General features: G+C 45.0%; 15 protein-coding genes, 1 tRNA gene, 1 other RNA gene, 2 pseudogenes and 1 CRISPR repeat array. Of the genes and pseudogenes, 11 read left to right on the top strand and 8 right to left on the bottom strand.

Annotated features, from left to right (window positions below; translation table 11 throughout):
* The first annotated feature begins 399 nt into the window (after nt 1–399).
* On the top strand, nt 400–1,626 hold the full coding sequence (locus QUB16_RS13165; RefSeq protein ID WP_333316607.1) for a glycosyltransferase family 4 protein: 1,227 nt from the start codon (nt 400–402) through the stop codon (nt 1,624–1,626).
* 102 nt (nt 1,627–1,728) lie between these two features.
* Here QUB16_RS13165 and QUB16_RS13170 read toward each other — a convergent pair whose 3' ends face one another.
* Complete coding sequence (locus tag QUB16_RS13170) at nt 1,729–2,136, bottom strand: hypothetical protein (protein WP_333316609.1); 408 nt, start codon at nt 2,134–2,136, stop codon at nt 1,729–1,731.
* Nucleotides 2,137–2,153: 17 nt separating this feature from the next.
* Nucleotides 2,154–5,497: a CRISPR direct-repeat array (repeat unit 37 nt; unit sequence GTTTCAATCCCTGATAGGGTTTTAGGTTTTATCCGGC).
* A 1,269-nt stretch (nt 5,498–6,766) separates the two neighbouring features.
* Between QUB16_RS13170 and QUB16_RS13175 the strand changes: the two genes are divergently transcribed.
* The 3 genes from QUB16_RS13175 (at nt 6,767) to QUB16_RS13185 (ending at nt 9,561) form a co-directional block, all read left to right on the top strand.
* Entirely contained in the window at nt 6,767–7,786 is a 1,020-nt protein-coding gene (locus QUB16_RS13175; RefSeq protein WP_333316611.1) for an RRXRR domain-containing protein, read from the top strand.
* Between the two features lie 29 nt (nt 7,787–7,815).
* The gene (locus QUB16_RS13180; protein ID WP_333316614.1) at nt 7,816–8,562 is read left to right on the top strand and encodes a dienelactone hydrolase family protein; all 747 of its coding nucleotides are present in this window, start codon (nt 7,816–7,818) and stop codon (nt 8,560–8,562) included.
* Between the two features lie 99 nt (nt 8,563–8,661).
* Nucleotides 8,662–9,561, top strand: coding sequence for a S1 RNA-binding domain-containing protein (locus QUB16_RS13185; RefSeq protein ID WP_333053701.1), 900 nt, complete (start codon nt 8,662–8,664; stop codon nt 9,559–9,561).
* A gap of 489 nt (nt 9,562–10,050) precedes the next feature.
* Here the strand turns inward: QUB16_RS13185 and QUB16_RS13190 are convergent, their stop codons facing one another.
* On the bottom strand, nt 10,051–12,282 hold the full coding sequence (locus QUB16_RS13190) for a polysaccharide biosynthesis tyrosine autokinase (RefSeq protein WP_333316616.1): 2,232 nt from the start codon (nt 12,280–12,282) through the stop codon (nt 10,051–10,053).
* Nucleotides 12,283–12,307: 25 nt separating this feature from the next.
* On the bottom strand, nt 12,308–13,738 hold the full coding sequence (locus QUB16_RS13195) for an SLBB domain-containing protein (protein WP_333316618.1): 1,431 nt from the start codon (nt 13,736–13,738) through the stop codon (nt 12,308–12,310).
* Nucleotides 13,739–13,771: 33 nt separating this feature from the next.
* Between QUB16_RS13195 and QUB16_RS13200 the strand changes: the two genes are divergently transcribed.
* Nucleotides 13,772–15,127 carry an O-antigen ligase family protein gene (locus QUB16_RS13200; RefSeq protein WP_333316620.1) on the top strand — a complete coding sequence of 452 codons (1,356 nt, stop codon included), beginning with the start codon at nt 13,772–13,774 and terminating at the stop codon, nt 15,125–15,127.
* Nucleotides 15,128–15,247: 120 nt separating this feature from the next.
* Here QUB16_RS13200 and QUB16_RS13205 read toward each other — a convergent pair whose 3' ends face one another.
* Together QUB16_RS13205 and purD are read right to left on the bottom strand one after the other, a co-directional pair.
* Nucleotides 15,248–17,413: an ATP-binding protein gene (locus tag QUB16_RS13205; protein ID WP_333316622.1), complete on the bottom strand. Its 2,166-nt coding sequence runs from the start codon at nt 17,411–17,413 to the stop codon at nt 15,248–15,250.
* A gap of 170 nt (nt 17,414–17,583) precedes the next feature.
* Nucleotides 17,584–18,864 carry a phosphoribosylamine--glycine ligase gene (gene purD / locus QUB16_RS13210; protein ID WP_333316624.1) on the bottom strand — a complete coding sequence of 427 codons (1,281 nt, stop codon included), beginning with the start codon at nt 18,862–18,864 and terminating at the stop codon, nt 17,584–17,586.
* A gap of 338 nt (nt 18,865–19,202) precedes the next feature.
* On the opposite strand from purD, the gene QUB16_RS13215 reads away from it, so the two are divergent.
* Together QUB16_RS13215 and ssrS are read left to right on the top strand one after the other, a co-directional pair.
* The gene (locus tag QUB16_RS13215; protein WP_333316625.1) at nt 19,203–20,465 is read left to right on the top strand and encodes a 5-(carboxyamino)imidazole ribonucleotide synthase; all 1,263 of its coding nucleotides are present in this window, start codon (nt 19,203–19,205) and stop codon (nt 20,463–20,465) included.
* 325 nt (nt 20,466–20,790) lie between these two features.
* Nucleotides 20,791–20,978: non-coding RNA, 6S RNA (gene ssrS / locus QUB16_RS13220), on the top strand.
* 252 nt (nt 20,979–21,230) lie between these two features.
* Here ssrS and QUB16_RS13225 read toward each other — a convergent pair.
* Nucleotides 21,231–21,401: pseudogene (locus QUB16_RS13225) on the bottom strand (ISKra4 family transposase); the annotation flags it as partial.
* 63 nt (nt 21,402–21,464) lie between these two features.
* Here QUB16_RS13225 and QUB16_RS13230 point away from each other — a divergent pair.
* Nucleotides 21,465–22,195: pseudogene (locus QUB16_RS13230) on the top strand (IS1 family transposase).
* A gap of 189 nt (nt 22,196–22,384) precedes the next feature.
* Nucleotides 22,385–22,543, top strand: a complete 159-nt coding sequence (locus QUB16_RS13235; protein ID WP_333289107.1) for a hypothetical protein — start codon at nt 22,385–22,387, stop codon at nt 22,541–22,543.
* 78 nt (nt 22,544–22,621) lie between these two features.
* Here the strand turns inward: QUB16_RS13235 and QUB16_RS13240 are convergent.
* Nucleotides 22,622–22,708 (bottom strand) — tRNA-Ser (locus tag QUB16_RS13240).
* Nucleotides 22,709–22,742: 34 nt separating this feature from the next.
* Nucleotides 22,743–23,672: a TIGR04168 family protein gene (locus tag QUB16_RS13245; RefSeq protein WP_333316627.1), complete on the bottom strand. Its 930-nt coding sequence runs from the start codon at nt 23,670–23,672 to the stop codon at nt 22,743–22,745.
* A gap of 199 nt (nt 23,673–23,871) precedes the next feature.
* On the opposite strand from QUB16_RS13245, the gene nadA reads away from it, so the two are divergent.
* Nucleotides 23,872–24,840: a quinolinate synthase NadA gene (nadA, locus tag QUB16_RS13250; RefSeq protein WP_333316629.1), complete on the top strand. Its 969-nt coding sequence runs from the start codon at nt 23,872–23,874 to the stop codon at nt 24,838–24,840.
* A gap of 201 nt (nt 24,841–25,041) precedes the next feature.
* Nucleotides 25,042–25,659: a TIGR04282 family arsenosugar biosynthesis glycosyltransferase gene (locus QUB16_RS13255; RefSeq protein WP_333316703.1), complete on the top strand. Its 618-nt coding sequence runs from the start codon at nt 25,042–25,044 to the stop codon at nt 25,657–25,659.
* Nucleotides 25,660–25,782 lie beyond the last annotated feature (123 nt).

A 25,782-nucleotide genomic window follows, 5' to 3' on the forward strand; every position in this document is an offset into this window, starting at 1 on the left:
AGTTGACAGTTGACAGTTGACAGTTGACAGTTGACAGTTGACAGTTGACAGTTGACAGTTGACAGTTGACAGTTGACAGTTGACCTGGGATACCGACATCTACCTGGAAAGAAGAGGATTGGAGTAAGCTGAAGTGCATTTAAATTGTAGAGTCAAATTTAAGAAAAGTCTTGTGGGGAGTAGGGGTTGGGCCTAAGAGCCCGCCCAAAAAATACAATTTAGATGCCCAACAGCTTAATGAACAGTCTTCTTTTAATTTCTCCCGATCGGGGTTCTGGCTGTAAACCTATTCTTTCTGGTAATTGGTAATTGGTAATTGGTAATTTTTGCTGGCTAATTACTAATTACCAGTTTCTGATTATTAGGTGAATTTTTAATTCCAAAAGCGGGAGTTTTGAATTGCAGATTATTGTTGAAGGCTGGCGTTTTATTTATCATTCCTATTGCGTAGCCAATCAATTTCAACTGCTGGAAATGCACGCGCGGCGCAGCTATCCCGTAGGGAATCGCCCGCGAGGAAAAATTGAGCTTTTCCACCGCGATATGCCCTACATTGACGCAGCTTGGGAGACGAAAATTAGTTTGTTCGATCGCCCAAATGAAACATTACTTCGCAGCATTAAGAGCCCTGGGGTAAATCAGTCAGCGGATGTTACCCTGCGAATGTACTGCCCGTGGAACTTCTCGGCATCCAGCAGCGCTCAAACTTGGGTATTTGCAGCCACAGAATGGGGGATTATTACCCGTTCAGTATTACAGGCGATGGGTGTTAAGTCGATCGCCCAAACCCCGGTTAATTCAGAAACGAAAATTATTACACCTTCAGCTTGGTCAAAAGCCGGCTTAATTCGCAGCGGAGTTGAGGCCGATCGCATTGCCGTTGTACCTTTGGGGGTCGATCCTAATATTTATTATCCTGCTACGGGCGATCGGCGTCAATCACTGCGCCAAAGCTTGGGCTGGTCAAACTATTTTATATTTTTAAACATCGGAGGACAAACGGATCGCAAAGGTATTCGCCCTTTATTAAAAGCCTTCGCTGCGGTAGTTGACAAATATCCAGATGCGAGATTAGTTTTAAAAGGTTCGGAACTGCTTTATCCGTCGAGAGACGAGATTGCCCAAGCCTGCCGAGTTGTGCTCAACGATGCCGAAAGAGCGAGGGTTTTACCAAGATTAATTTATACTGGTAGCCAGCTATCTTTTGCTCAAATAGCTGAGTTTTACCAAGCAGCAGATGTTTATGTTTCTCCCTATTTGGCAGAAGGTTTTAATCTGCCGGTGTTAGAAGCTGCAGCTTGCGGTTTGCCGGTTATTTGCACGGCGGGCGGCCCTACGGATGATTTTACGCGATCGAACTTTGCACAGCGGATTGAGAGTAAATTTACGGCTGTGGAGAGTGAGGGGGAAACCTTATTTATCTTAGCTCCTAAGTGGGAACATTTGACTGATTTGATGCAAAGGGCGATCGAACAGCCTGGATTGGCTGCGAAAGCGAGGGTTGCGGGCCCGGCTTTTGTGGCTGAAAATTTTACTTGGAGGCGTGTAGTCGATCGATTGCTTGAGGTTATGGGAGGAGATAAAAAGAGAGAGGAGAGGTCTATTTTTGAGCCAATAATTTTGTAGTTTGGGCGTTTCAAGCCCTAGATGGGGAAATAGGTATTTTCCGGCAAGTTTGCTGCATCGCAGGGGCGTTTTAATTTGTGACGTTGCTTGCGATCGGATTCCCTAGAACTGAGAGCAAGCATATTGCAAGATTGCTTCTGCAACCGTATCTTTTGTCGGCACAGTAGGCGCTTTGTCTGCGCTCTCTAGGGGAACCCGCCGAACAAATGAACCTTGAGCGTTTACTATTTCCACCGCCTGCAATGCTAAAGTTCTCTGGAAGCAATCAGCTTGATAGCGCATTCCCCTCAATGACCTTCCTTCAGGGGAAGTAGTCACGGTGCGGAAAGTGCTTTTCTTGACCCCAGAGTCAAACAGTCGTACTTGGGAAGACAGATCAAGATAAATCCGATTGCCGTCTTCGGTCGTAACTACTTGAACCCATTGCTCCGGCGGTCTTTGAGCGTAAACCGCTGTTGCGACAGTAAAACTTAATATTGACGCTGCGATTGCTTTGATTGACTTGTGCATTCTTTTACCTTGTTTTGGTTTCAATCCCTGATAGGGTTTTAGGTTTTATCCGGCATAGCTGCAAGTCGGCGGTTGATAGTAGCTTCTGCTGTTTCAATCCCTGATAGGGTTTTAGGTTTTATCCGGCGATTCCGGCTCGCCGCGCTGTACGAGATGAAAAAGCGACTAGCAAAGTTTCAATCCCTGATAGGGTTTTAGGTTTTATCCGGCATTCTGTATTGGTTAGTTTCTTCAGCCTGTAATCGTAGTTTCAATCCCTGATAGGGTTTTAGGTTTTATCCGGCTCATCGCTCAGCCACATGGCGAACCGTGTAGAAAGCTGTTTCAATCCCTGATAGGGTTTTAGGTTTTATCCGGCCTTAAGTTGGTTTTCTCCTCTGGGGTTCCCTGGGTTTCAATCCCTGATAGGGTTTTAGGTTTTATCCGGCAAGTGCAACAGGCAGAAGCTTTGCAGAAGTTAGTGTTTCAATCCCTGATAGGGTTTTAGGTTTTATCCGGCTCTGGGAAGACCCGTTAAGTAAACCTATTCCTTGTAGTTTCAATCCCTGATAGGGTTTTAGGTTTTATCCGGCTTAGCACAGCGCCACGAACTAAACCGCAAGCTCAGTTTCAATCCCTGATAGGGTTTTAGGTTTTATCCGGCTTTTCAAGAGAAGAGAAAGAGAGGAAGAAGAGTTGTTTCAATCCCTGATAGGGTTTTAGGTTTTATCCGGCCAAACAATCTGAAACCAACCGAGCCCGATGCCGCTTGTTTCAATCCCTGATAGGGTTTTAGGTTTTATCCGGCCAGTTGTTCGTAAACGAACTATAGTTAATTAACGTTTCAATCCCTGATAGGGTTTTAGGTTTTATCCGGCCAGAGGGACAGCAAACCCTGTCAATCCGTCTCCCCGTTTCAATCCCTGATAGGGTTTTAGGTTTTATCCGGCCCGCTGCACGTTCATCTGAGCAACCAACTTTTTCGTTTCAATCCCTGATAGGGTTTTAGGTTTTATCCGGCGCGGGATACCTTGAAGATGCGGGGGTTAAACGTGCGTTTCAATCCCTGATAGGGTTTTAGGTTTTATCCGGCCTGCACCCGCAGCACCTTAACCCCATTATTTTTGTTTCAATCCCTGATAGGGTTTTAGGTTTTATCCGGCAATCTGCCCATTGCTAATGCTGAATTTTAAAGGAGTTTCAATCCCTGATAGGGTTTTAGGTTTTATCCGGCTAAAAGCATTATTTCCTAACCAAACGCCACGCCTTGTTTCAATCCCTGATAGGGTTTTAGGTTTTATCCGGCTTGCAACTGGTGGGCGAAATTCCAGCACCACAAGACAACGTTTCAATCCCTGATAGGGTTTTAGGTTTTATCCGGCAAAACTTTAATTCCGTCTCGCCACTGAAGGCCAAGGATGTTTCAATCCCTGATAGGGTTTTAGGTTTTATCCGGCACCAAATCCATCTCAAAGAAGGCGGCCAAGCTGTCCATTTTGTTTCAATCCCTGATAGGGTTTTAGGTTTTATCCGGCTCGGCATCGTACAGGCCCGTCGTCTCGGTATCCAGAATGTTTCAATCCCTGATAGGGTTTTAGGTTTTATCCGGCGCGGTTCGTAAGTGTAATAGAAGTTGGGGCTATGTTCGTTTCAATCCCTGATAGGGTTTTAGGTTTTATCCGGCATGTCAGAGTTACGATGCCGTGCGATCTGGCAAGTTCGTTTCAATCCCTGATAGGGTTTTAGGTTTTATCCGGCAGTGTTGTGGGTGCGGGTGCTGCGGCGGGTGCGATGACTTCGTTTCAATCCCTGATAGGGTTTTAGGTTTTATCCGGCTTGCGACTTCGTTTTTATGTTGACTTGACACAGTTGCGTTTCAATCCCTGATAGGGTTTTAGGTTTTATCCGGCAGTTGTCAGCAAGCTAAAGACCGCGCTCGTTATAGTTTCAATCCCTGATAGGGTTTTAGGTTTTATCCGGCAATGATTCACCCTTGGAAGCAATGCGGTTGGAGTGTTTCAATCCCTGATAGGGTTTTAGGTTTTATCCGGCCAAGTAATTTAGAAAAAGATGCTCCAACTCTAATGGGTTTCAATCCCTGATAGGGTTTTAGGTTTTATCCGGCTCTCAGTTGATGGAAAAAGGCTTGGAGCCGACGACCACCGGGTTTCAATCCCTGATAGGGTTTTAGGTTTTATCCGGCCCGAAATAGACAAATACACAATCAAAGTCTGAGCCTTTGTTTCAATCCCTGATAGGGTTTTAGGTTTTATCCGGCTTTTGCTGTAGCCGATCGCCCGTGGGGAAGGAGTGTTTCAATCCCTGATAGGGTTTTAGGTTTTATCCGGCGAAAATAGGCCAACTTTGCAATGCAGATCCTCTAAGTTTCAATCCCTGATAGGGTTTTAGGTTTTATCCGGCTCTACAGAAAGTGGCGGCTAAAGTTACAGCAACCACGGCTAGTTTCAATCCCTGATAGGGTTTTAGGTTTTATCCGGCTTTGATTGTGGATAAATTACACCTGAATAGTAAGTTTCAATCCCTGATAGGGTTTTAGGTTTTATCCGGCTTCCCAGTCGAAGGGCGGCGCGGGGTGTCCAGATGGTGTTTCAATCCCTGATAGGGTTTTAGGTTTTATCCGGCGCTGCTTGTAGCTTCTTATCAAACCGGAAGTTTTAGCGTTTCAATCCCTGATAGGGTTTTAGGTTTTATCCGGCTCACCATCTCCCAGCCCCGCACCCGCACCGACTGGCGATTTGTTTCAATCCCTGATAGGGTTTTAGGTTTTATCCGGCCTTTAGCAACAACAGTCGTAATCATTGGCTCTCCGTTTCAATCCCTGATAGGGTTTTAGGTTTTATCCGGCCTACAAACATAAACCGATGGCAACTAGCGTTTAGTTTCAATCCCTGATAGGGTTTTAGGTTTTATCCGGCTTGTTGGTGAGAGCCTGGATATGCCTTGTGGCATTTAGTTTCAATCCCTGATAGGGTTTTAGGTTTTATCCGGCGAAGCCCCGGACGGCTCAATCTGGCAGGCTTGTAAGGTTTCAATCCCTGATAGGGTTTTAGGTTTTATCCGGCTAGATGTTTCGTCGAACTGGTATTTTAAAAATAAAAATATTAAGTTTCAATCCCTGATAGGGTTTTAGGTTTTATCCGGCGTTGGGGGCAAAACGCCCCCAACACACACCATCAAATAATGTTTCAATCCCTGATAGGGTTTTAGGTTTTATCCGGCACCACAACATGGCTGATTATGAAGTTGAACCCATGTTTCAATCCCTGATAGGGTTTTAGGTTTTATCCGGCACACGGGCAGCGTCTTCGAGACTTTGGTAGAAATGTTTCAATCCCTGATAGGGTTTTAGGTTTTATCCGGCCGCCCGTTCCAGAAGCCAGGGTGTATTTGGTTTTCAAGGTGCAGTTCCGTGAATCTAAAACAAAAGTACCATTCCAGCCTTCGGGTTGTCAATACCAAAAATTTCATATTCACTCCAAAACCTTATCCTGTAAAGCTTTCAGACTTTCCGTGAATCGTTTTTTCAGAGGAGGGGCATCAAACTCTTGCTGCACATGAGTTTGAGCCTAAAAATTTGATACCCCTATTTTAACACCTACCGGTTCACGGAAACTAGGCAAAAAATATTGTGCGATCGACTGGCTCTACCCCACCAATACCTTCGATCTTACCCTGACAGCAAGCCCACAGCGGAAAAAACCAAATACTGTCTTCCTTGGGTTGGATAACTTTGTTCGGCGTGGCGATCGTAACTTAGACTTGAGTCCTAGCCGGAATCAATCTCCTCAACTGGTTGCATGACTTTGTTCGGCGTGGCGATCGTAACTTAGACTTGAGTCCTAGCCGGAATCAATCTCCTCAACTGGTTGGATGACTTTGTTCGGCATGGCGATCGTAACTTAGACTTGAGTCCTAGCCGGAATCAATCTCCTCAACTGGTTGGATGACTTTGTTCGGCATGGCGATCGTAACTTAGACTTGAGTCCTAGCCGGAATCAATCTCCTAAAACGATTCCGCCAACCAGAAAGCAAAGCGATTAAAAAACAACTCCGATATATCAAAAAAAATTAGCTCATATTCAACAGCTAACGGCTTAGACACTTATCTCTAAAATCTCACGAAAAAGCCAGATAAAAGCTGCCCACTCGTAGAGTTATCAAAATCTATGCTTTAGAAAATCCCAGACCACAACTTATATTTTACCGGAATTGAATCCCCAATTAATTGCTAGGAGTGATTTGACCCAACTTATTTAGCGAAACCTAAACCTTCAATAAATAGCGAATTTTTACCTGCCATATTTGCGGTATTTGCGCTTCGCCGTTCCGAAAAATATTATTGGCAAATTTCATACAAAATCCCCAAATTAACTTAAAATTAGTAGAGTGGCATTTACCTTAAAACTCCCTGTCACTAACCCCACCCTAAAGGGATGGGGCTTGTAAGGAAACCAAGCCATAGGTAGAAAACAAGCGCAAGTAGGACTAGACAACGGTTGAGAAACCAATTTGAACTAACTGAAGGTGGCACTTTCATTGGACGTTACAGGCGCTATTCCTAACCCGTAACCACTCCGTTAGTCAAAGTCGAAGGAAATTAAACAGTTAGGCTTATCGCCAAACAAAAACCATGCAATACGTTCCTGTAGTGGACTTTGAGCAACGTCCTTTAATGCCAACAACACCCGCAAGGGCAGAGCGTTGGATTAAATCTGGAAAAGCAACACCATTTTTCCGTAAAGGGATATTTTGTGTTCGCTTAAACGTTGAACCTTCAAATCGTCAGACCCAACCCGTAGCAGTCGGAATCGATCCGGGTTCTAAACGTGAGGGGTACACAGTCAAATCAAAAGCTCATACCTACTTAAATCAGCAGTTTCATGCTGTTGATTGGGTCAAAGAGGCTGAGGAGACAAGTACAAACGCCAGACGTGCAAGGCGCAATCGAAAAACACCTTGTCGCCAACCTCGTAAAAACCGTAAGCGTGGCGGGATTCCTCCAAGCACTAAGGCGCGTTGGCAATTCAAAATCCGAGTAGTCAAAGTTTTTGATACCATCTTTCCTATCTCAGACATTGGAATTGAGGATGTAAAAGCATTGACCAAAAAAGGTTGTCGCAAATGGAATAAGTCATTTTCGCCCTTAGAAGTTGGCAAAAAATGGTGTTATTCCGAGTTGGAAAGAATTGCACCTGTCACCCAATTTGATGGCTATACCGACACCTACTTAACTCGTCAAAAATTAGGTCTCCAAAAATCTAAGGTCAAGTTATCCAATGTTTTTGATGCCCATTGTGTCGATTCTTGGGTGCTAGCTTACCTGTTGGTAGGTGGCGATAGATCACCAAAAAATATGGTGGTGATGGAATGTAAGCCCATCCGCATTTATCGCAGGCAATTGCACGTTTTTAACCCTGGGAAAAACGGATATCGCCGTCCTTACGGTGGCTCCATGTCGCAAGGATTGAAGCGCGGGGGGATTGTCAAGCATCCTAAGTATGGAAAGTGTTACGTAGGTGGCGAAGATTCTAAAAAATCTCGCATTAGCCTGCACAGTCTTGGTACAGGAAAACGCCTGTGTCAAAACGCAAAGCCCACAGATTGTAAGTTTCTGGCTTACAACTCATGGCGAACTGTAAAGCCGTCCTAAAAGGACGGGGTTTCAAACCCATTTTTCTGATGACAAAAGCCGAAATTAGCACCAAAAACATCACAGTTCCTAACGGGGATTTGCAAATAGCTGCATACCTAGCCCAGCCAGCCTCCCCAGGGCAATTTCCCGCAGTTATCGTGATTCAAGAAATCTTTGGCGTCAACTCGCACATCCGCGAAGTTACTGAAAAAATAGCAAAAGAAGGATATGTGGCGATCGCCCCAGCCATTTACCAGCGTCAAGCCCCCGGCTTTGAAACCTGCTACACACCCGAAGCCATCCAAATCGGCAGAGAATACAAAGAAAAAACCACCGCTTCCGAACTTCTCGGCGATATCCAAGCCACCATCGATTACCTCAAAACTCTACCCTCAGTCAAACAACAAGGTTTTGGCTGCATCGGTTTCTGCTTTGGAGGACACGTCGCCTACCTCGCCGCTACATTGCCCGAAATCAAGGCTACAGCGTCGTTCTACGGCGCCGGTATCGCCACCCAAACCCCCGGCGGCGGCACCCCCACGATCGCCCGCACAGCAGACATTAAAGGCACTCTCTACGCCTTTTTTGGCACTCAAGACCCCAGCATTCCCTTAGAACAAGTTGACCAAATCGCCGCCGAATTGCAAAAACACAGTATTTCTCACCAAATTTTCCGCTACAATGCCGATCACGGCTTCTTCTGCGACCACCGCGGCAGTTACGACGCTACGGCAGCAGCCGACTCGTGGATGCAGGTGAAGCAGCTATTTCATCAGCAACTTCAACCAGCTTAGAGAGTGGGAGATGGGGAGATAGGGAGATGGGGAGAGTGGGAAAATTTTTTCTACTGACGACTGACAACTAAATTACTGACAACTGACAACTAAACTGACATGAATTCCAAATCTACAGGTTCTCAAAGCGCAAAACCATCCTTTTCAATGGATGATTTTGCTAAAGCCCTCGAACAGCACAATTATGAGTTCCAGAAGGGACAAGTAGTGCGCGGCAAAGTGTTCGAGTACGACTCAAACGGCGCGTATGTTGATATCGGCGGCAAGTCTTCGGCTTTTTTGCCGATCGAAGAGGCTGCTTTGAGAACAGTAACGGATTTGTCGGAAGTGGTTCCCCTGGACGAGGAACGGGACTTTTTGATTATCCGCGAACAAGATGCAGATGGCCAAGTTACCTTGTCCCTGCGGCAGTTACAAATTCAGCAAGCTTGGGAAGATTTAGTTGAATTGCAGGAAACCGGTAAAGTTCTTCAGGTGCGGGTTTCTGGCGCAAATAAGGGCGGCGTGACTGTAGATGTTCAGGGAATGCGCGGCTTTATTCCCCGATCGCACTTAGTCGATCGCGATAACCTAGAATCGCTGATCGGTCAATCTTTGAGCGTTAATTTTTTGGAGGTCGATCGCGAACGAGAAAAACTCGTACTTTCCCAGCGGATGGCCACTCAATCCAATGCCTTCAAGGATTTGCAAATTGGTCAGTTGGTGGAAGGAAAAGTCAGCAGCATCAAGCCTTTTGGGGTGTTTGTGGACTTGGAAGGAGTTAGCGGTTTGCTGCACATCAAGCAAGTTAGCCAAAAATATATTGATAACCTTGGAAAGGTGTTTGCTCCCGGTCAACCCCTGAAAGCGATCGTGCTTGACCTCGATGAAAGTCGCGGCCGGATTTCGCTTTCTACTCGGGTACTGGAAAATTACCCAGGGGAAATGGTGGATAAGATGGCGGATGTTATGGAGACGGCAGAAGAGCGATCGGAACGTGCTAGAAAGACTCTTTCTTAAGTCTTGATCTAATTACCACCCCGACTTCTTTAAGAAGTGGGGGTGGTAAAAGTGCGATCGTTTTACGTTTAATTAACTTGATTTACTTATTTTGCATTCTACATCGACTTCTTATACCAGTTTCCCAAAAGAATCCCAGTATAGGCTAACTCCAAACCCCTAAGCTGTTGCACATTTAAACTGTGAACTAAAATTTGATAAAGTTCTTATGGGGAGTAGGGGTTGGGCCAGAAAGCCCGCACAAAAAACACGATTTAGATGCACAACAGCTTATCTAGTAAGTTAATACCTCTCGCCCATCAAAAATCTCAAATTGTCTTACTTCTTCCTTTCCCTATCTAACTCCATTTTAGCGGGAGCATCTCATATTTGCAAAAATACTTCTTTCTTCTTCCTTCTGACTCTTTTCTCCTGGCTCCTGACTCCTGACTCCTAATTCCAATTTCGAGCTTGGCTGCTTTCATTGAGATGCTCCCATTTTAGCATTCGTTATTTGACCCCATTAGCTACTACTCCCAATACTTTAAAATCGGCTACATTTAGTTGATCTAAAGCTTTGCTTACCATGCCGCGATCTGTTTTTTCTATTTTCACTATCAGCACTGTACCATCAGTTTGAGAAGCTAGTAAATGACCGTCGGCTAAACCAATCAAAGGTGGCGTATCGTAAATGACTAAATCAAATAAGGCTAGGAATTGTTCCATTAAATAGTGCATCTTTCTCGAAGAAAGTAATTTAATTGGATCGGCGGGAATAGTACCTGCTGTGAGGACAAAAAGATTGTCATCGTCGGGTAATCGCTGAATAGCCTCATTTAAGCTTAAATCCGAACTTAAAACATTACTTAAACCTCTCATATTTGATAAGCCAAGGTATGTGTGCAGTTGAGGCAAACGCATATTAGCATCCACTAATAATACTCGTTTACCAACAGCCGAAGCAGTTTTAGCTAAATAAAGTGCTACAGTGGACTTACCCTCACCTTTAATAGTCGAAGTGATGGTTAAAGAACTTATTGGGTTGTCAGCATTTAATAATTGAATATTTGTGTATAAGTAGTGAAATGCCTCGACCACAGGAAAATCTTTGTAATTTGAAACTATTATTCGTTTTAAGCTTGCACTGTTAGTATTTAAACTTACGCTAGTGAATTTAGGTGGAACACTTTCACCTCTACGAGATTTAATTTTCATCGCTTTGGCGATCGGAATGACTCCCAAAAGAGGCCGTTTAGTTGCTGATTTAATTTCTTCGGGAGTATGGAAAACCGTATTTAAAACTTCTACTAGGAAACCTATAGCAATGCCTAGTAAAGTGCTAATAACGATCGCGATCGCTAGGTGGCGACGGGTTGGTTTTTGTGTTACTGGGTTGGGCTCACCATTTTCGTTTGTGACTAACTGTGGTTTAGATATAATTTGCCAAGAGCCATCAATTTGACCAGCATCTAGTTGTAAAGTTTTTTGTTTTTCGAGGAAGAGTTTGAGAGTCTCCTTAGCTAGTTCTAGTTTTAATTGTAGGTCATCATAGCGACGCTGAGCTTGGGGCATTTGAGTGATTTTTGCTTGCAGTAAGTTTTGACTATTAGTTATCACTCGCTCGCGAGCTTCCAACTGTTCTAGTTGGGATTTCATCTGAGAGATGACAGACTCAGCTTCTTTTTTCATTAAAGCGCGCAAACTTTGCTGCTTTTCCCGCAAAGATTGAATGGGAAGGCTATTTTCATAAAATTGAGTAGAGGTTAAAGCTAATTGCGACTCAATTTCATTTACTTTGCTAATTAAATTTTCATAAGACTTGGGGTTAATCTCAACAATCCAACGATTATCCCCGGTTAACGATCTTTTTTTGTAGCTTTCATATTGATGCCTACTTTCTGCTAGTTGTACTTGTACTTCTAGGCGACGATTAGTTAAATTATCTAGCTGATCTGATAGGCTGCGGCTGCGTAGTTCGGGTTGGTTAAAGTTATACTGAACCCTTAACCTTTGTAATTCTTGTTGCAAGTTATCTACTTTCTGTTGGAGTGGTGGCAGTTGTCGATCAATAAAATCAATACTTTGTTTGCTAACTTTTAAACGCTCTTTGTCCATATATTCTAGGTAATATTTGGCAGTTTCATCCAGCACATATTGGATGCGCTTGGGATCTCGATCGCGGTAGCTAATATCTACGAGCTTAGTACCCCCCTGCTTCCCATCTCGCAAGAAAGTAATACGTTGGATCGTCAAGCGGCTACTGAGACTTTTATAGTCAAACTTTGGATATTTTGTTTGCAATTTATTGACTAATGGTAGTAACACTTCTGGGCTTTTTAAAACCCGCGCTAAACTTTGATAATCCACCGAGGAACCGTCTTCCGCTGATGATTTAATTTTGTTCAAGTCTGTGATACCTAAACTGTTATTTTGAGCTTGAACCAAGAGCTTGGATAGCCGATCGTCAGCCGTAATGGGTTCTGCTAAAACCGTAAATTTTCCTTCATACTCGGTAATAGAGTTTTTGGCAGCCTTGAGCACGAAACTCCCGCTTAAAGTAGCTATGCTGGCAGCTACTATGCCCATCACCAGAAGGCGACGTTTGACTACAGCTAGTACCCAATTCATATCAAGAACTTGGTCATCCTCTGCTGGGCTACTAGCTAGGTAATTAGCGGAGGGAACAGACAAATATTGACCATTAAGGTCATTCTTGAGGGAAGACAACAGTTTTTTATCCATAGCAAAAATGTATGTTATTTAATTCCTAATTTCCCAATAGTCTAAGTAGCTCTATCAGTCGGGTAGGAACGAGAATTCCACCAATAATATTACTAGCGGGTGTGAGAACAGTGTTAATGGTGTCTACCAAGGTAGCAGTCCTCGAACGTCCCACTATAATTATGTCATTATCTTGAATAAGTGGGTTGGTTTGAGCATCGATTCCTTGATTCAAATTAATTGCTACTTCCGAGCGGGATATAGTTCCATTAGGATTCAGCCTGATCAGTTCCACGGATCTAGAGTTAGCGCGACTTAGTCGGAAACCCCCCGCACTCATAATTGCTTGATTTAAGGTAGTATTAGGAGGTAATTTAAGTCCACCCGGAGTATTGACTTCTCCGATAACACTCACTTGCACAGTCCCCGGAGCAAAGCTAGCAGTAGCTAGAACCGAAACTTCTCCTGGGTCGATCGCCGTCGCTGTCGGGACAAAGATGATATCCCCTTCTTGTAGTATAGTATCTTGAGAGGTATCTTGTTCTTGCAAATATTGCCAGAGGTTAATAGTTCTAATTTGTTGTTTGCCACTTCTAGTATAACGTTGGAGTTGGATTTGCCGAATATCAGCGATTGATGTGATGCCACCAGCTAGTTGTAGAGCTCGAATGATGGTCGGTTGTCCGCTGGTTCTTTGACCATTTTGGGTATCACCACCGATCGCTACATATCTACCGGGACGCTTTACCTCTCCGAATACTGAGACACTACGGGGTTGCTCTGCTGGTATAGAAAAAGTAGATTCACTAACTTGATTTGTTTCTGCTAAATTAATTGTTTCTTGAGGGGGAACCAAGATTTGATCTCCATCTCGCAACGTGATGTCTTGGCTTGTTTGACCAGTTTGTAAATAATCCCACAGGTTATAAGTGAGAGTTATTTGTTGGTTAGCCTTGACACGACGTCGGACAATTACTCGGCGGATATCAGCGCTAGCTCGAATACCGCCAGCTTTTTCTAAAGCTTGAGGAAGCGTGGGAAACTGAACTGATGGTGTATTTCCACCTCCATTAGCTAGGGGCAATGAGTAGGAGCCGGGACGACTTATTTCACCCGACAACCAAATATTGAGCGGGCGGGCAGCTTGTAAGCTAATGGTAACTAAAGGTCTTTTTACGACCCGGCCATAAGCTCTAGTGATAGCTTGGGCTGCCTGTTCTAAAGTTAATCCTTGAAGGGAAACACTACCAATAACCGGGATTTGAATAGCTCCCCCAGCGGGAATTTGATACACCCCACTAAGCTGGGGCAGATCGTAGATATCAATTCTAATATTGTCTCCACCACCTAGATAGTAGTCAGTATTAATACTTGTTGCGGGGGCAGGCGACTGAGCGAGGTTGGTTTGAGGGTAGGAGAGTGTGAGTACCAGCGCCAGCAGTGGCAGTTGTAAAGCACGGAGAGTAAGCCATTTCATAGGTAGTAACAAATTTATGATAGAGGTAAAGCCATGAAAGATATTTTAAGGGTGCCGATGTTTGCGTTGATGCTATTGTGTTTAGCGCTTATCGTCTTGGTGACTATTTATATTTTAGTCGCACGCCATCCCAAATTGGGTCTCACATTAGAAAAGATTTTTGTGGGGATACTTTTTTTTACCATGACTGGTGGTTCGGGGATCGCGGCCATGCCCTTTAGCAAACTCCACCCTAACGTTTTCTACAACTTAGAAACTACGCCCCCAACGATGATTGGTCAAATTGCCATTTATGGGGCCATGATATTAATGATATTTCCCCGCTTAACTAAAACTACGCAAAAAACTGTTTCTATGTGCATTAAATGGATAGCAGGGGACATTTTTTTAGGTTGGTTTTTGTTGATTATGACTTTATCGGGCTTGTGGTCAGAAACTCCTGAACTTACTTTCCGGGCTATTTTTGCTATGTGGGGAATAACACTGGTTTCTATTTATGCAGGGAAAGTGTATAGTTGGTTAGAAATTTATGGATTATTGAGATGGCTAAGTGGTTTATTAGCTTTATGGTCTATTGTGAAAACAAATGCAGCGCCGGACGGTTGTTGGACAGGAGTTTTAGGTCATAAAAACCCTTTTTCTTTTCAAATGGCTAATACAGCTTCTTTATGGATTTTATATGCTTTTAAGGATCGTAAGTATCGATATTTATCATTATTTATCACTTTAATAGCTTTAGTAGGATTGCAAAAAGGTTGTAGTGGTGCTAGTCGGATTTTGACAGTGGTATTAATCAGTTTGTGGAGTTATTTAGCACTCTTAAAAAAATTACCTGTAAAATGGGCTTTTGTCTGCTTTATCTTATTTTTGGTGGGTAGTATAGGTATAAGTATTTTGGTGTTAAATAATTTAGAGGCTATTATTGTGGATGGTTTGGGAAAAGATATGACTTTAACCGGGCGAACCGATTTTTGGCCTTTAATTATTGATCGACTTAATGAAAATAATCCCATATTTGGTTATGGACTGAAAGGATTTTGGCAGTCTTGGCGTGGCTCGGAAAATCCAGCTTACGGAATTGTAGTAGCTAAAACTGGTTTTGTGCCACCCCACTCTCACAATGGTTTTATTGATATACTTTGCGAACTGGGTTGGGCCGGATTATTGTTGTTTATTGGGTCATTTTTTAATAATATATTTAGAGGTATAAAGTACCTAGTTAAGGGAAGTTTTCCAGAGTCAGGTTTGCCTTTGTATTTATTAACATTTATACTAATGACCAATTTGACAGAGGGGGGACTATTGGGGGTTGGTACTTATTGGTCTTGGTATGTAGTTTTATCGGTAAAATTGAGCTTAGATAGGACAGCTAAGGATAATCCACACTGATGATGTCAGCGTTTGGTCAGGCCTATTAGGAGAATCTTTAAACAGAATAGGCAGAACCCCGACTTCTTAAAGAAGTCGGGGCTTTAATACCGATCGCCTTTTACGTTTAATTAAGTGGGCTTACTTAATATGACTCGCAATTGTTTCACTTTCCACCGTTGCTTCCACTGGCCAAGAATTTTCCATCTCTACTGTTTGTTTCGGCTGATAAACTGCCAAGTCAAACCAGAAAGTCGTACCCACATTAACTTCGCTAACTAAATTAATTTTAGTGTGGTGCTTGTCAATAATGTTTCTGACAATAGAAAGACCTAATCCCGTTCCTTCTAAAGTGTGTACTCGGTTTTCTACCCGGAAAAAGCGATCGAAGATTGCTTGTTGGTCTTCAGGATCTATCCCAATTCCCGTATCCGAAATTTCGATCCGCACTACCGGAAAATGTTTGGCATCCGGTGACAAGTTTTGGTTGACGGATTGACCGTCTTTGTGGGTGGACGCCTCCGACTCTAGCAAATACGCTCGAATTGCCACCTTGCCGCCGGACTGAGTAAATTTTAAGGCATTTCCTACTAAATTTGCAAATACTTGCAGTAGCAAATCGTAATGACCTAACGCAGGCGGCAAATACGGGTCAACTTCTTGCTCTAATTCAATGCCTTTATCCTTAGCATTTAACTGATAAGTCCGCAGGGTTTGTTCCACAGCTTGCGGGAGGTCCACAGCTTCCAAGTGATAAACTCGGCAGGATTCCAGCCGCGACAAGTCTAACACGTCGTTAACTAAACGAGTTAGTCGATCGGTTTCTCGATTGGCAATTTCTAGGAATTCCCTGCGCTCGCTTTCTAGAAGGTCTTCTCCGTACTCGTGAAGAGTCTCGATAAAAGATTTGATATTAAATAAAGGTGTTCTCAATTCGTGAGAAACATTGCTGATAAAATTGCTTTTAGCCTCATTGAGTTCTACTTCCCTAGTGATGTCCTGCACTGTCATTGCAATGCCTTTGAGACTTTCTCGGTAATTTCCGGAACCTTGATGCTTGGAGGTTTGCTCGTAGAAAGTACACTCTACAGCTACCGGGCGTTGTGGCTCGGTACAGGTATCTTCCTCATGGCGGATGCAGCTTCTGCACAGCGGTTCGGCACCGGGCGCTTTGTGCAGAATGACTGTAGTTAAAACAATCCTAATTGTACGGTTAACTGGTTCGCTCATAGAGATGCGAAATTCGCCGCCTTCGCGATCGCCCGCAGCTATTTCCTGCAACGGTCTCCCCAACTCCTGCTGCACTTCCGAAGGCAAAATGTTCAGAACATTTACTCCGAGCGCATTTTTGCCTTCCCATCCAAAAATCCGCATCCCCGTCGGATTAACTAAAATCACCTGCAAATTTGCGTCTAATAAAAGCGCGCCATCAGCAATCGTTGAAACCAAAGTTTCTAACTTAGCTTTTTCCGCTGTCAGCTCTTCAATATTTTGTTCTTCATAACTTTCGAGTTTCTGGGCCATCTCGTTAAAACTGCCGATCAACTCGCCCAATTCTCCCCCTAAAGGCAGGTCAACTCGCTGCTTAAAATTCCCGCTGGCAATGTTTTTGACCCCGAAGACTAATTGTTTGATCGGCTGAGTAATTGTCAGGGCATTAAATACAGCTCCCAAAATTACCATCACCCAAATTGTCACAAATACTGCTAAAGTGACATCCCTAGTCAGATTTGAAGAGATAACTGCTGCGGGATTGGGGTTAATGCCGATCGCCAAAACTCCCAAATATTTGTCTTCATGAATTAACGGCACAAATACATCGGTAACTTCTCCATCTGGCGTCAAATGCTGCCGCACCAAAGGCAAAGAAGTTAAATTTCTCGCCTCAATATCGGCGAGAAAATTATCGGGAAGTTTGATCTGGCGGCGCAGCGTCAGGGAAGTCTCCACCTCGGATTCCGAAAAGGGTATCCCCAGGAAAATATCCCCCGCTTCGTCGGCATAAAGCATATAGCGGACGCTGGAGGTGCTGCTGTAAAATTGGCGGGAAAAGCGGGCGACTTCGGAGCGATCGTTTTTGGCAATCAGCGGCGCCACATTTGCCGCCAACAGCAGGCCGAGGTCTCGGCCGTAACGAGTATCGTTAAGTCGGGCGTCTTGCTGGATAGTATTCACGGCCCAGAATGTCAGGCCGCTCATAATTAACGACACTACGAGGGTAGCACCGGCCATCAGGCGGGTCTGGAGGGTAAAATCCGACCACCAGCGGGCAATAATTTCTCCGATTTTGTTTAGTATGGCCAGCATTTCACCAGTTCACCCGTTCAATATTAAAAGCAAGATCAATTCAGTTGGCTCCCGATCGAATTTTCTGCTGCGACTTGTCCGCTACCGCCACCGCAGAGAGACCAAACTTCATTGTTACATTTCTACATTGAGATTGCTTGGCTTTCGGATGGCGGCCGATGCCGCAATTCCTAATTTTTATCGCCCAGTGCTCGGCGGCCGATGTCCCGCCGGCAGTAGACCCCTTCAAATTGGATGCAATCCACTGCTGCATAAGCTTTGGAGATAGCTTGTTCCAAAGTTTCTCCCGTCGCAGTGACGCCCAAAACCCGGCCTCCGTCGCTCACCAACTCCTGGTGCTTCAACTGGGTGCCTGCGTGAAACACTTCTGCTCCTTTGGCTTCAGCTTCCTCGATACCTGTAATAACTTTGCCTTTTTGATAACTTCCAGGATAGCCCCCAGAAGCCAAAACTACGCAAACAGAGCCCCCCGACTTCCAGCGAATAGAATATTCACCGAGACGCTGCTGACAGCAGGCCAGCACCAAATCTTCTAAAGGAGTTTCCAGCAGTGACAAAACCGCTTGAGTTTCGGGATCTCCGAAACGGCAGTTGAATTCTAAGACTTTGGGTTCTCCGTCGGGGGTAATCATTAAACCTGCGTAGAGTACACCCCGGTAGTCGATTTTGCGTTTTTGCAGTGCGGAGAGGGTGGGTTCGAGAATTTCTTCTTGAATCCTTTCCATGAGTTCCGGGGTGACGATGGGCGCTGGGGCGTAGGCTCCCATACCCCCGGTGTTGGCTCCCTTGTCGCCTTCGCCGATAGCTTTGTGGTCTTGGGCCGGCAGCAACGGTTCCACTGTGATGCCGTCGGTGAGGGCGAGAATCGAGACTTCTTGACCTGTTAAGAATTCTTCGACGACGACTCGGATGTTGTCTGTGCCGAATTCGCCTCTGAAAATGGTGTTGATGGCGCTGTGAGCCATTTTGACGGTGGTGGCAACGGTGACTCCTTTGCCTGATGCGAGTCCGTCTGCTTTGATGACTATTGGGGTTCCTTGTTCCAGAACGTATGCTTTGGCTGCTTCTGCGTCTGTAAATACGGCAGCTTTGGGTGTGGGGATGCCTGCTTCGAGCATCAGTTCTTTGGCCCAGGATTTGCTGGATTCAATTTGGGCGCCGGCTTTGGTGGGGCCGAAAATCATCATTTTTCGCTGTTGGAAATAGTCGGCGATGCCTAGCGATAGGGGCAATTCGGGGCCGACGATGACTAATCCGATGTTGTTGACCATCACAAAGCGTTCGATGCCTTGGAAGTCGTCGATGTTGAGCGACAGATTCTGACAGCCTGGGGTGGTAGCTGTGCCGCCGTTGCCCGGTACGCAGAATACTTGTTTAATCCGCGTAGATTCTAGCAGTTTTTTTGCGATCGCGTGTTCGCGACCTCCGTTTCCCACAACTAAAACTTTCACAGTATCCTCACCTATAAATTTTGTTCCCTGAATGTCTGATTTTCAGTGTTGGCATCTGTCTATCTGCTTTTTGCAGTGCTGTCAATTATGCCATGCTTGGCGCTAGGGAATTGCTAGATGTGGCACTTTTCTGGAGGAGTGGGCTTCGACGGCTGTTTCTCAATGGCTGGGAGCGTGCAATAATTAAAGACTTTAGCTGCCCAATTTTTCTGGGTTCTGCCTCGATTTAATCATGCAATTAAAACTATTTTTTGGCTTTTAACTCTTCAATTACTGTAATTTAGCTAGGGCCAAATAGCGATAAGATAGGCAGGTTGACTTTGCGGAATTTTACTCACATGAAATCAAATCAAACCGCTGCGAGTTTGTCGGCCAAATTTAAGCGGGTGGGCGTTGTCGGCGGGGGCCAGCTAGCTTCGATGATGGGGGATGCTGCTAGGGCACTCGGTATTGAATTGGTAGTACAAACTCCTAATGCTACTGACCCGGCAGTTTCTGTGGCTGCTGGTGCTGTTTTGGCGGCTGTTGATGATGTTTTAGCTACGGCTCAATTGGCTGCTGGCTGCGATGTTATTACTTTTGAAAATGAGTTTGTGGATTTGGATGGTTTGCGGCCGCTAGAACGGCAAGGTGTTTTATTTCAGCCGAGTTTGTCGTCGCTTTCTCCTTTGTTGGATAAGTACGTTCAGCGCTGTTATTTACAAGGTTTGGGTTTGCCAACTCCGAGGTTTTGGGAATGGGATTGCAGCGCGGATTTGCCCCCGGAATTGTTTAAGGCGGTGGCGATCGACTTTCGGGCAATTTCTGTTTCCGACAGGGTGCAGATGGAAGGAGACTCGGATGCTGGATCGATCGACTTTCCCTTTGTCGTCAAAGTTCGCCGCCACGGTTATGACGGCCAAGGTACTTTTATTGTTAACGATCGGGGGAGTTTTGAGTCAATTCGTGCTAAGATAGAGGGTCAGTCTTTGCTAGTGGAAGAGTTTGTGCCGTTCGATCGCGAGTTGGCTGTGATTGCAGCTCGATCGGCAAATGGCGAAATTGCGATTTATCCGATAGTGGAAACTCAGCAGCAAAATCAGGTTTGTCATCTGGTGATTGCGCCCGCTGATATTAGTTTAGATGTGAAAACGGAAGCTTGTGCGATCGCCCGCACTCTCCTCAACAGTTTGCAAGCAGTCGGCGTATTCGGCATTGAATTATTTTTAACCGCCGACAATAAGCTGTTAGTCAATGAAATTGCACCGCGCACTCACAACTCGGGACATTTTACGATCGATGCCTGCGAAACTTCACAATTTGAACAGCATTTGCGCGCAGTTTGTCAACTGCCTTTAGGTAATTCGGCTCTGAAATGTGCAGGCGCTGTCATGGTAAATTTGCTAGGCTACGAGTCGGCCCAGTCCGATTATTTAGCAAAAAGAAAACAACTGGCACAAATTAGCGGTGCTTTTGTCCATTGGTATGGTAAGAAAGTATCGCGTCCGGGCCGCAAACTCGGTCACGTTACAGTTGTGCTCGACGCGGACTTGGTGGCTCAGGGGCGATCGTCAGCGGAGGCGATCGCTCAAACCGTAGAATCCATCTGGTATGCAAGTTAAATTGCTCGCAGCTTGCCAAAATCGGGTTAGTTGGTATATATTAACTACCAGCCGGGAAGTCCCTCGGTATATTTAAAGGCGATTAATCTGAGCGCTGCGCGAAGTACCCCGTTGGGAATTACTCCTTGGGATGAAAGGCTCGTCGGGTGTAGGTACCCAAAGCGACAATTATTTCTGTATATCCCTTGATAATCTGGAAATACTCTGATACTATATTAGCAAGTGGGGGTGGAACTACCTCACTATAAAAAGCCTTTGAAAAAAAGGAAAAAGAAGCCTGCGGTCTAACTGTACTCAGTTGACAGTCAGGTTTGTTCACATAAAGGTTCTACTGCGACGTTGGTGACTGCCAATAATGTTTTTTTGATCTATAACTCTTAACTCTCGGGAATCAAGATGTTTGGACAGCAGTAAACTGGGCTTGTACCCAGAAACTTTAAGTCCGAGCCAACGGTACCCACCTGGTAAAATACCAGGTCAAAAGCTGAGGTAAGACGGCGTTGCGGGGAACCATTAAAATTTGGATAGAGATAGGCGCTGTGAAATATGGCTAGCCTATTTTTTTTTAGATACACGCTTTTACTCATAGTAAACGTGAGCTCGACGAGGGCTTTTGCAACGGGAACATCCCGGTTTTGCAAAAGCCTCAAATGGCTAAGGATCGCGAATTAAATAACTTACAATTTTAATTGTTATTGTGGGATGGGCGTCCCGCCCGTCCTTTTTCGACGGGCGGGACGCCCATCCCACTTTCAAGAGTGGAAGTTATTTAATTCTCATTCCTAAGAGGTCGTTGAGGTAGGCACAACGAAATTTTAGCATTTGATTGACATTTTTTTTCAACCATTGAGTCCCAGAAATTTTCAACCTTCTGTCTATTTGTTTGACCGTCGATTCCACCGCTCCCGAGCCGATGGAACAAATCTGGCGTTGCTGAATTGAGGTATGATAAATGGAGCGAGGGATTCATAAAAACCAACTAACTGAAAGTGAAAGACAATGAAATGTCCCGAATGTAAGTTAACTCATGTTAATAAAAATGGTCACAAAAAAGGCAAGCAAAATTATATTTATGTTGACTGTGACAGGCAATTTATAGATTGCTATCAAAGCCACCGTGGCTACGAACAAGAAGTTAAATATGAATGCCTAAAAATGTAGATCGAGGGAATGGGTTTTCGGGCGATAGAGAGAGTAAAATGCGTGCCTCACAGGACAAGAATTAATTGGGTCAAGCAAGTTGGAAAATTGCTACCATCGGCTTACGCTCCCGAGATAATTCCCGAAGTAGGAGAACTAGATGAACTACAAACTTTTATCGGATCAAAAAAAAAGGGGTGTGGACAGTAGTAGACCACTTTAGACCAGGTATTCTAGGAGGGGTATTAGGAGACCGAGCGTGCTAAAACATTTGAACCTTTGTGGGATGTAGTTAGTAAATGGGGATGTTATTTTTATGTGACAGATGGCCCGAAAGTTGATCCAATGTTTATTCCAGATGGAGACCAAATTATATCCAAAACTTACATGACTTGCAGAAGGTGAAAACACAAGATTAAGGCATTATCTGGCTCGATTAAAACGAAAAACTCTTTGTTATTCTGGCATCAGAAAGAATGCTCAGATATTCAATTAAGCTACTTATTCATTACCTCAAGTTTAATGATGTTCCCGTTCCATGTTCAATTAATTATTCCGAGCGAGCATTACTCACCGCACAGGATTCCTAAATCATACCCCCATTCAGCAACGCCAGTTGCAATAAGCGGAGAACAGATGACCTTGAACAAGAATTAGCAGAAGCCCGCGCGGACTACGCCAAGCTTCTAGAATCTAGTACCCACATCACCAATAAGCTCAGGCAAGAATTAGCAGAAGTGCGATCGCAACTTACGACCGAGCGCGCCGATCGTGAGAAAATGGAAACACAGCTCGCCGACCTGAAACAAAAATCAGCCACTGCCAGCGAGTTGCCAGAAGCGGCCGACTTGCTCAATCAGTTGAAAAACAGACGCAAAAAGTCCGGGGCAGACTTGGCAGATATGGAGGCGGTTTTGGACATATTAGAAAACCATTAGCGCGAAAGTTGAGCGGAAAACGGTTTTTCTTGCTATGTAGTTAACCTGAAACCCTTAACAGGCAAGAGAATTGTTCAACGGAGAGGGTGGGATTTGAACCCACGGTGACATCACTGCCACACTCGGTTTCAAGCCGAGCGCATTCGACCACTCTGCCACCTCTCCTGGCGCATAAGTTTTATCATACCAGCAAATGTCTCTAACTACAAATAGCCGCAGATTCTGTGCGCCGATAAAGAATTTGTTCTCTTTCTACCCCGAAATCTTCGCCTACCCATACCAGCGACACTTCCGACACTGCTCCATTTTCCAGCAGGACGATCGAGAAATTCCGCAATTTCGAGCACTCTCTCTCCACAATTCGCGGTACGCTGGCGGCATTCAAATACACCGTACCCTCCGCACTCACCTCCAGCGACTTCCGCAACTCGTGCTTCGTGTGCCGCAGTTTGTGGTGCATATGACCAAAAGTTACCAGCGGTATGTGCTTCCCAGAACTCCGAGTTCGATCGATCGCCTCCGCAAAATCCGGGTCGCCCCAATCCCCTCCCAGCGGCTTCCAATCTCGCCCGCAGGGGTCTTCAGGAGCGTCTCCTAACCCCGTCGGGCCCGTGTGACCCAAAAAAATCACATTTTCGCAATCGGCATCCGCCGCAGCCCCTGCAATTCGCCGCGCCGACTCCTCAAAACTTTCTACCCCAAACCACTCCGAGTAAAAATCCCCGTACTTCCACTCCGATCCCCCCCAAGTAAACGGGCGGCTTCCTACCACAGTTACGCCCAATTCGGGAAAATCCCGTTTCCCGTAACCGACGTGAGCTTCTCCCATTAAATCTAACTGCTGTTTTACCCAATTTTCTTGAGTGCGATCGTAAGGACACTGACTGCGGCCCCACTCTGTCGCCGTGTACCAAGCGTCGTGGTTCCCAAACACCGCTGCTTTCGGAATGTCCAATTGGGAGATCGCCCGCACCACCTCCACCGACTCATTGCCAAAATCCCCCACAAACAGCACCAAATCAACGCCCAGATGCTTCAGGGCCTCGCCGTCTTCAGGTTCCCAGCGATCGTGAACATCCCCCACCACCGCAATTTTGATAGATTTAGCCTCATTCATGTGATTTGTCATGTGCGATCGATCCCTAGCCCCTTCTTACTCAGCATAAGAAACAGCGACCCATTTTTGCACTCTCCCACAGCATATTTTGGATTTTAGATTTTAGATATTAGATTGGTTCCACTGAACAGCCAGCACTTTTTGGTGAATTCAACTATAATTCAAAATACACTTTAGCTGTCTTCGCCACCTTCCCCGGAATATTCTAACTGTGTTTACCACCGCACCTGCTCCGAACTTTACTCAAACCCGACTGCCCGACGACTTGTTTGCAGCCATTAACGCCCTCAAACAAGAGTTAAACGCCGTCATTCTCGCCCACTATTACCAAGACTCCGAGATTCAAGACATCGCAGACTTCATTGGCGACTCCCTAGAACTTGCCCGCAAAGCCGCCAACACCAGCGCCGATGTCATAGTTTTTGCCGGAGTTCATTTCATGGCTGAAACCGCAAAAATTCTCAATCCCGACAAATTAGTATTGTTGCCCGACTTAAATGCTGGGTGTTCCCTCGCCGACAGTTGCCCTCCCGAAGCCTTTGCAGCTTTCAAAGCCGATCGACCAGGACATTTGGTAATTTCCTACATTAATTGTACCGCCGCAATTAAGGCAATGAGCGATATAATTTGCACCAGTTCTAACGCGGTTAAAATTGTCAACCAAATTCCCGAAAATCAGCCGATAATTTTTGGACCCGATCGCAATCTCGGCCGCTACGTCATGGAACAAACCGGCAGAAACATGGAGATTTGGCAAGGAGCTTGCATCGTCCACGAAAACTTCTCAGAAAAAAAGATAGTTCAACTCAAAATCGAAAATCCCGAAGCCGAAATAATTGCCCACCCAGAATGCGAACCTCCCGTGCTGCGCCACGCCAATTACATCGGCTCCACCACTGCTTTGCTCAAATATTCTCAAGCTAGTTCCAGCCCAGCTTTTATTGTCGCGACTGAACCGGGAATCATTCACCAAATGCAAAAGCAAGCTCCGCACAAACGCTTCATCCCCGCTCCTCCCAACAATAATAGTTGTGCTTGCAACGAATGCCCGCACATGAGATTAAATACCTTGGAAAAATTGTATCTAGCTATGAAAAATCAAACCCCTGAAATTACCATGCCTCTAGATATTCAACTAGCAGCTTTGCAGCCCATCCAACGAATGCTAGAAATGAGCTAACGGTTGACTGTTGACAGTTGTCAGTTGACAGTTGACAGTATTTTAGGATGGGTGGAATCCACGGATTAAATTAGTAATCATGGACGCGAAAAAACCGGTTTCTCCGAAAAATTGCGGATGCTCGCCACAGAAACCGGGTTTTTAGCCCCGCGTGGTTCCAGCACTGCATTAGGTCATTTATTTAAAAATTATGGACAATCGATGATTTTAGAAAAACTGATTGTTTTCACCCGCTATCCCGAACCCGGAACAACCAAAACTCGACTAATTCCGGTGCTGGGAAAAGCAGGTGCTGCCAACCTTCACCGCTTGATGGCCCAACGGACGATCGCCTGCGCTCTCTCTCTGGAAAAAACCCGCCGATTATCGGTAGAAATTCACCGATCCGGCGGCAGCCAACAACTGATGCAAGAGTGGTTGGGAAGTGATATTTTTTGTAAAAATCAAATAGACGGTGATTTGGGCGCCAGAATGACAGCAGCGTTTCAAAACTCTTTTAATTCAGGGGTTGAGAAAACAGCAATTATCGGCACTGATTGTCCGGGTTTGAAAGCAGAAATCATGGCACAAGCTTTTGAGGAATTGAGCCAGCACGATTTAGTTTTGGGCCCGGCAAAAGACGGAGGTTATTATCTCATCGGGCTGCGGCGATCGATACCGGAATTGTTCGGTGGCATTGACTGGGGAACCAGTGAAGTATTGGCTTGTACGCGGGCGATCGCCCAAAAACTCGACCTCAATATTGCTTATCTTCCCACTCTTGCAGATATCGATCGACCCGAAGATCTCCTCGGTTTAGATATTAATATGTTTAAATAACTAAAGTCTATTTAACGTCGATTAAGTATTAAAAATTGTCATATATAATTGGATAAAAATACTTGATTGTGAAACCAGAACGTCATAATATAGTAATTGTATTTGTCTAACCAAATGCTGAAT

The sequence above is a fragment of the Microcoleus sp. D3_18a_C4 genome, assembly GCF_036702415.1.
Classification (GTDB): domain Bacteria; phylum Cyanobacteriota; class Cyanobacteriia; order Cyanobacteriales; family Microcoleaceae; genus Microcoleus.

What these genes read in the sequence shown, in the direction of transcription:
- QUB16_RS13170 (WP_333316609.1), bottom strand. Translation starts at nt 2,136, where the DNA reads ATGCACAAGTCAATCAAAGCAATCGCAGCGTCAATATTAAGTTTTACT.
- QUB16_RS13175 (WP_333316611.1), top strand. Translation starts at nt 6,767, where the DNA reads ATGCAATACGTTCCTGTAGTGGACTTTGAGCAACGTCCTTTAATGCCA.
- QUB16_RS13180 (WP_333316614.1), top strand. Translation starts at nt 7,816, where the DNA reads ATGACAAAAGCCGAAATTAGCACCAAAAACATCACAGTTCCTAACGGG.
- QUB16_RS13185 (WP_333053701.1), top strand. Translation starts at nt 8,662, where the DNA reads ATGAATTCCAAATCTACAGGTTCTCAAAGCGCAAAACCATCCTTTTCA.
- QUB16_RS13190 (WP_333316616.1), bottom strand. Translation starts at nt 12,282, where the DNA reads ATGGATAAAAAACTGTTGTCTTCCCTCAAGAATGACCTTAATGGTCAA.
- QUB16_RS13195 (WP_333316618.1), bottom strand. Translation starts at nt 13,738, where the DNA reads ATGAAATGGCTTACTCTCCGTGCTTTACAACTGCCACTGCTGGCGCTG.
- QUB16_RS13200 (WP_333316620.1), top strand. Translation starts at nt 13,772, where the DNA reads ATGAAAGATATTTTAAGGGTGCCGATGTTTGCGTTGATGCTATTGTGT.
- QUB16_RS13205 (WP_333316622.1), bottom strand. Translation starts at nt 17,413, where the DNA reads ATGCTGGCCATACTAAACAAAATCGGAGAAATTATTGCCCGCTGGTGG.
- QUB16_RS13215 (WP_333316625.1), top strand. Translation starts at nt 19,203, where the DNA reads ATGAAATCAAATCAAACCGCTGCGAGTTTGTCGGCCAAATTTAAGCGG.
- QUB16_RS13235 (WP_333289107.1), top strand. Translation starts at nt 22,385, where the DNA reads ATGGAAACACAGCTCGCCGACCTGAAACAAAAATCAGCCACTGCCAGC.
- QUB16_RS13245 (WP_333316627.1), bottom strand. Translation starts at nt 23,672, where the DNA reads ATGACAAATCACATGAATGAGGCTAAATCTATCAAAATTGCGGTGGTG.
- QUB16_RS13255 (WP_333316703.1), top strand. Translation starts at nt 25,042, where the DNA reads ATGATTTTAGAAAAACTGATTGTTTTCACCCGCTATCCCGAACCCGGA.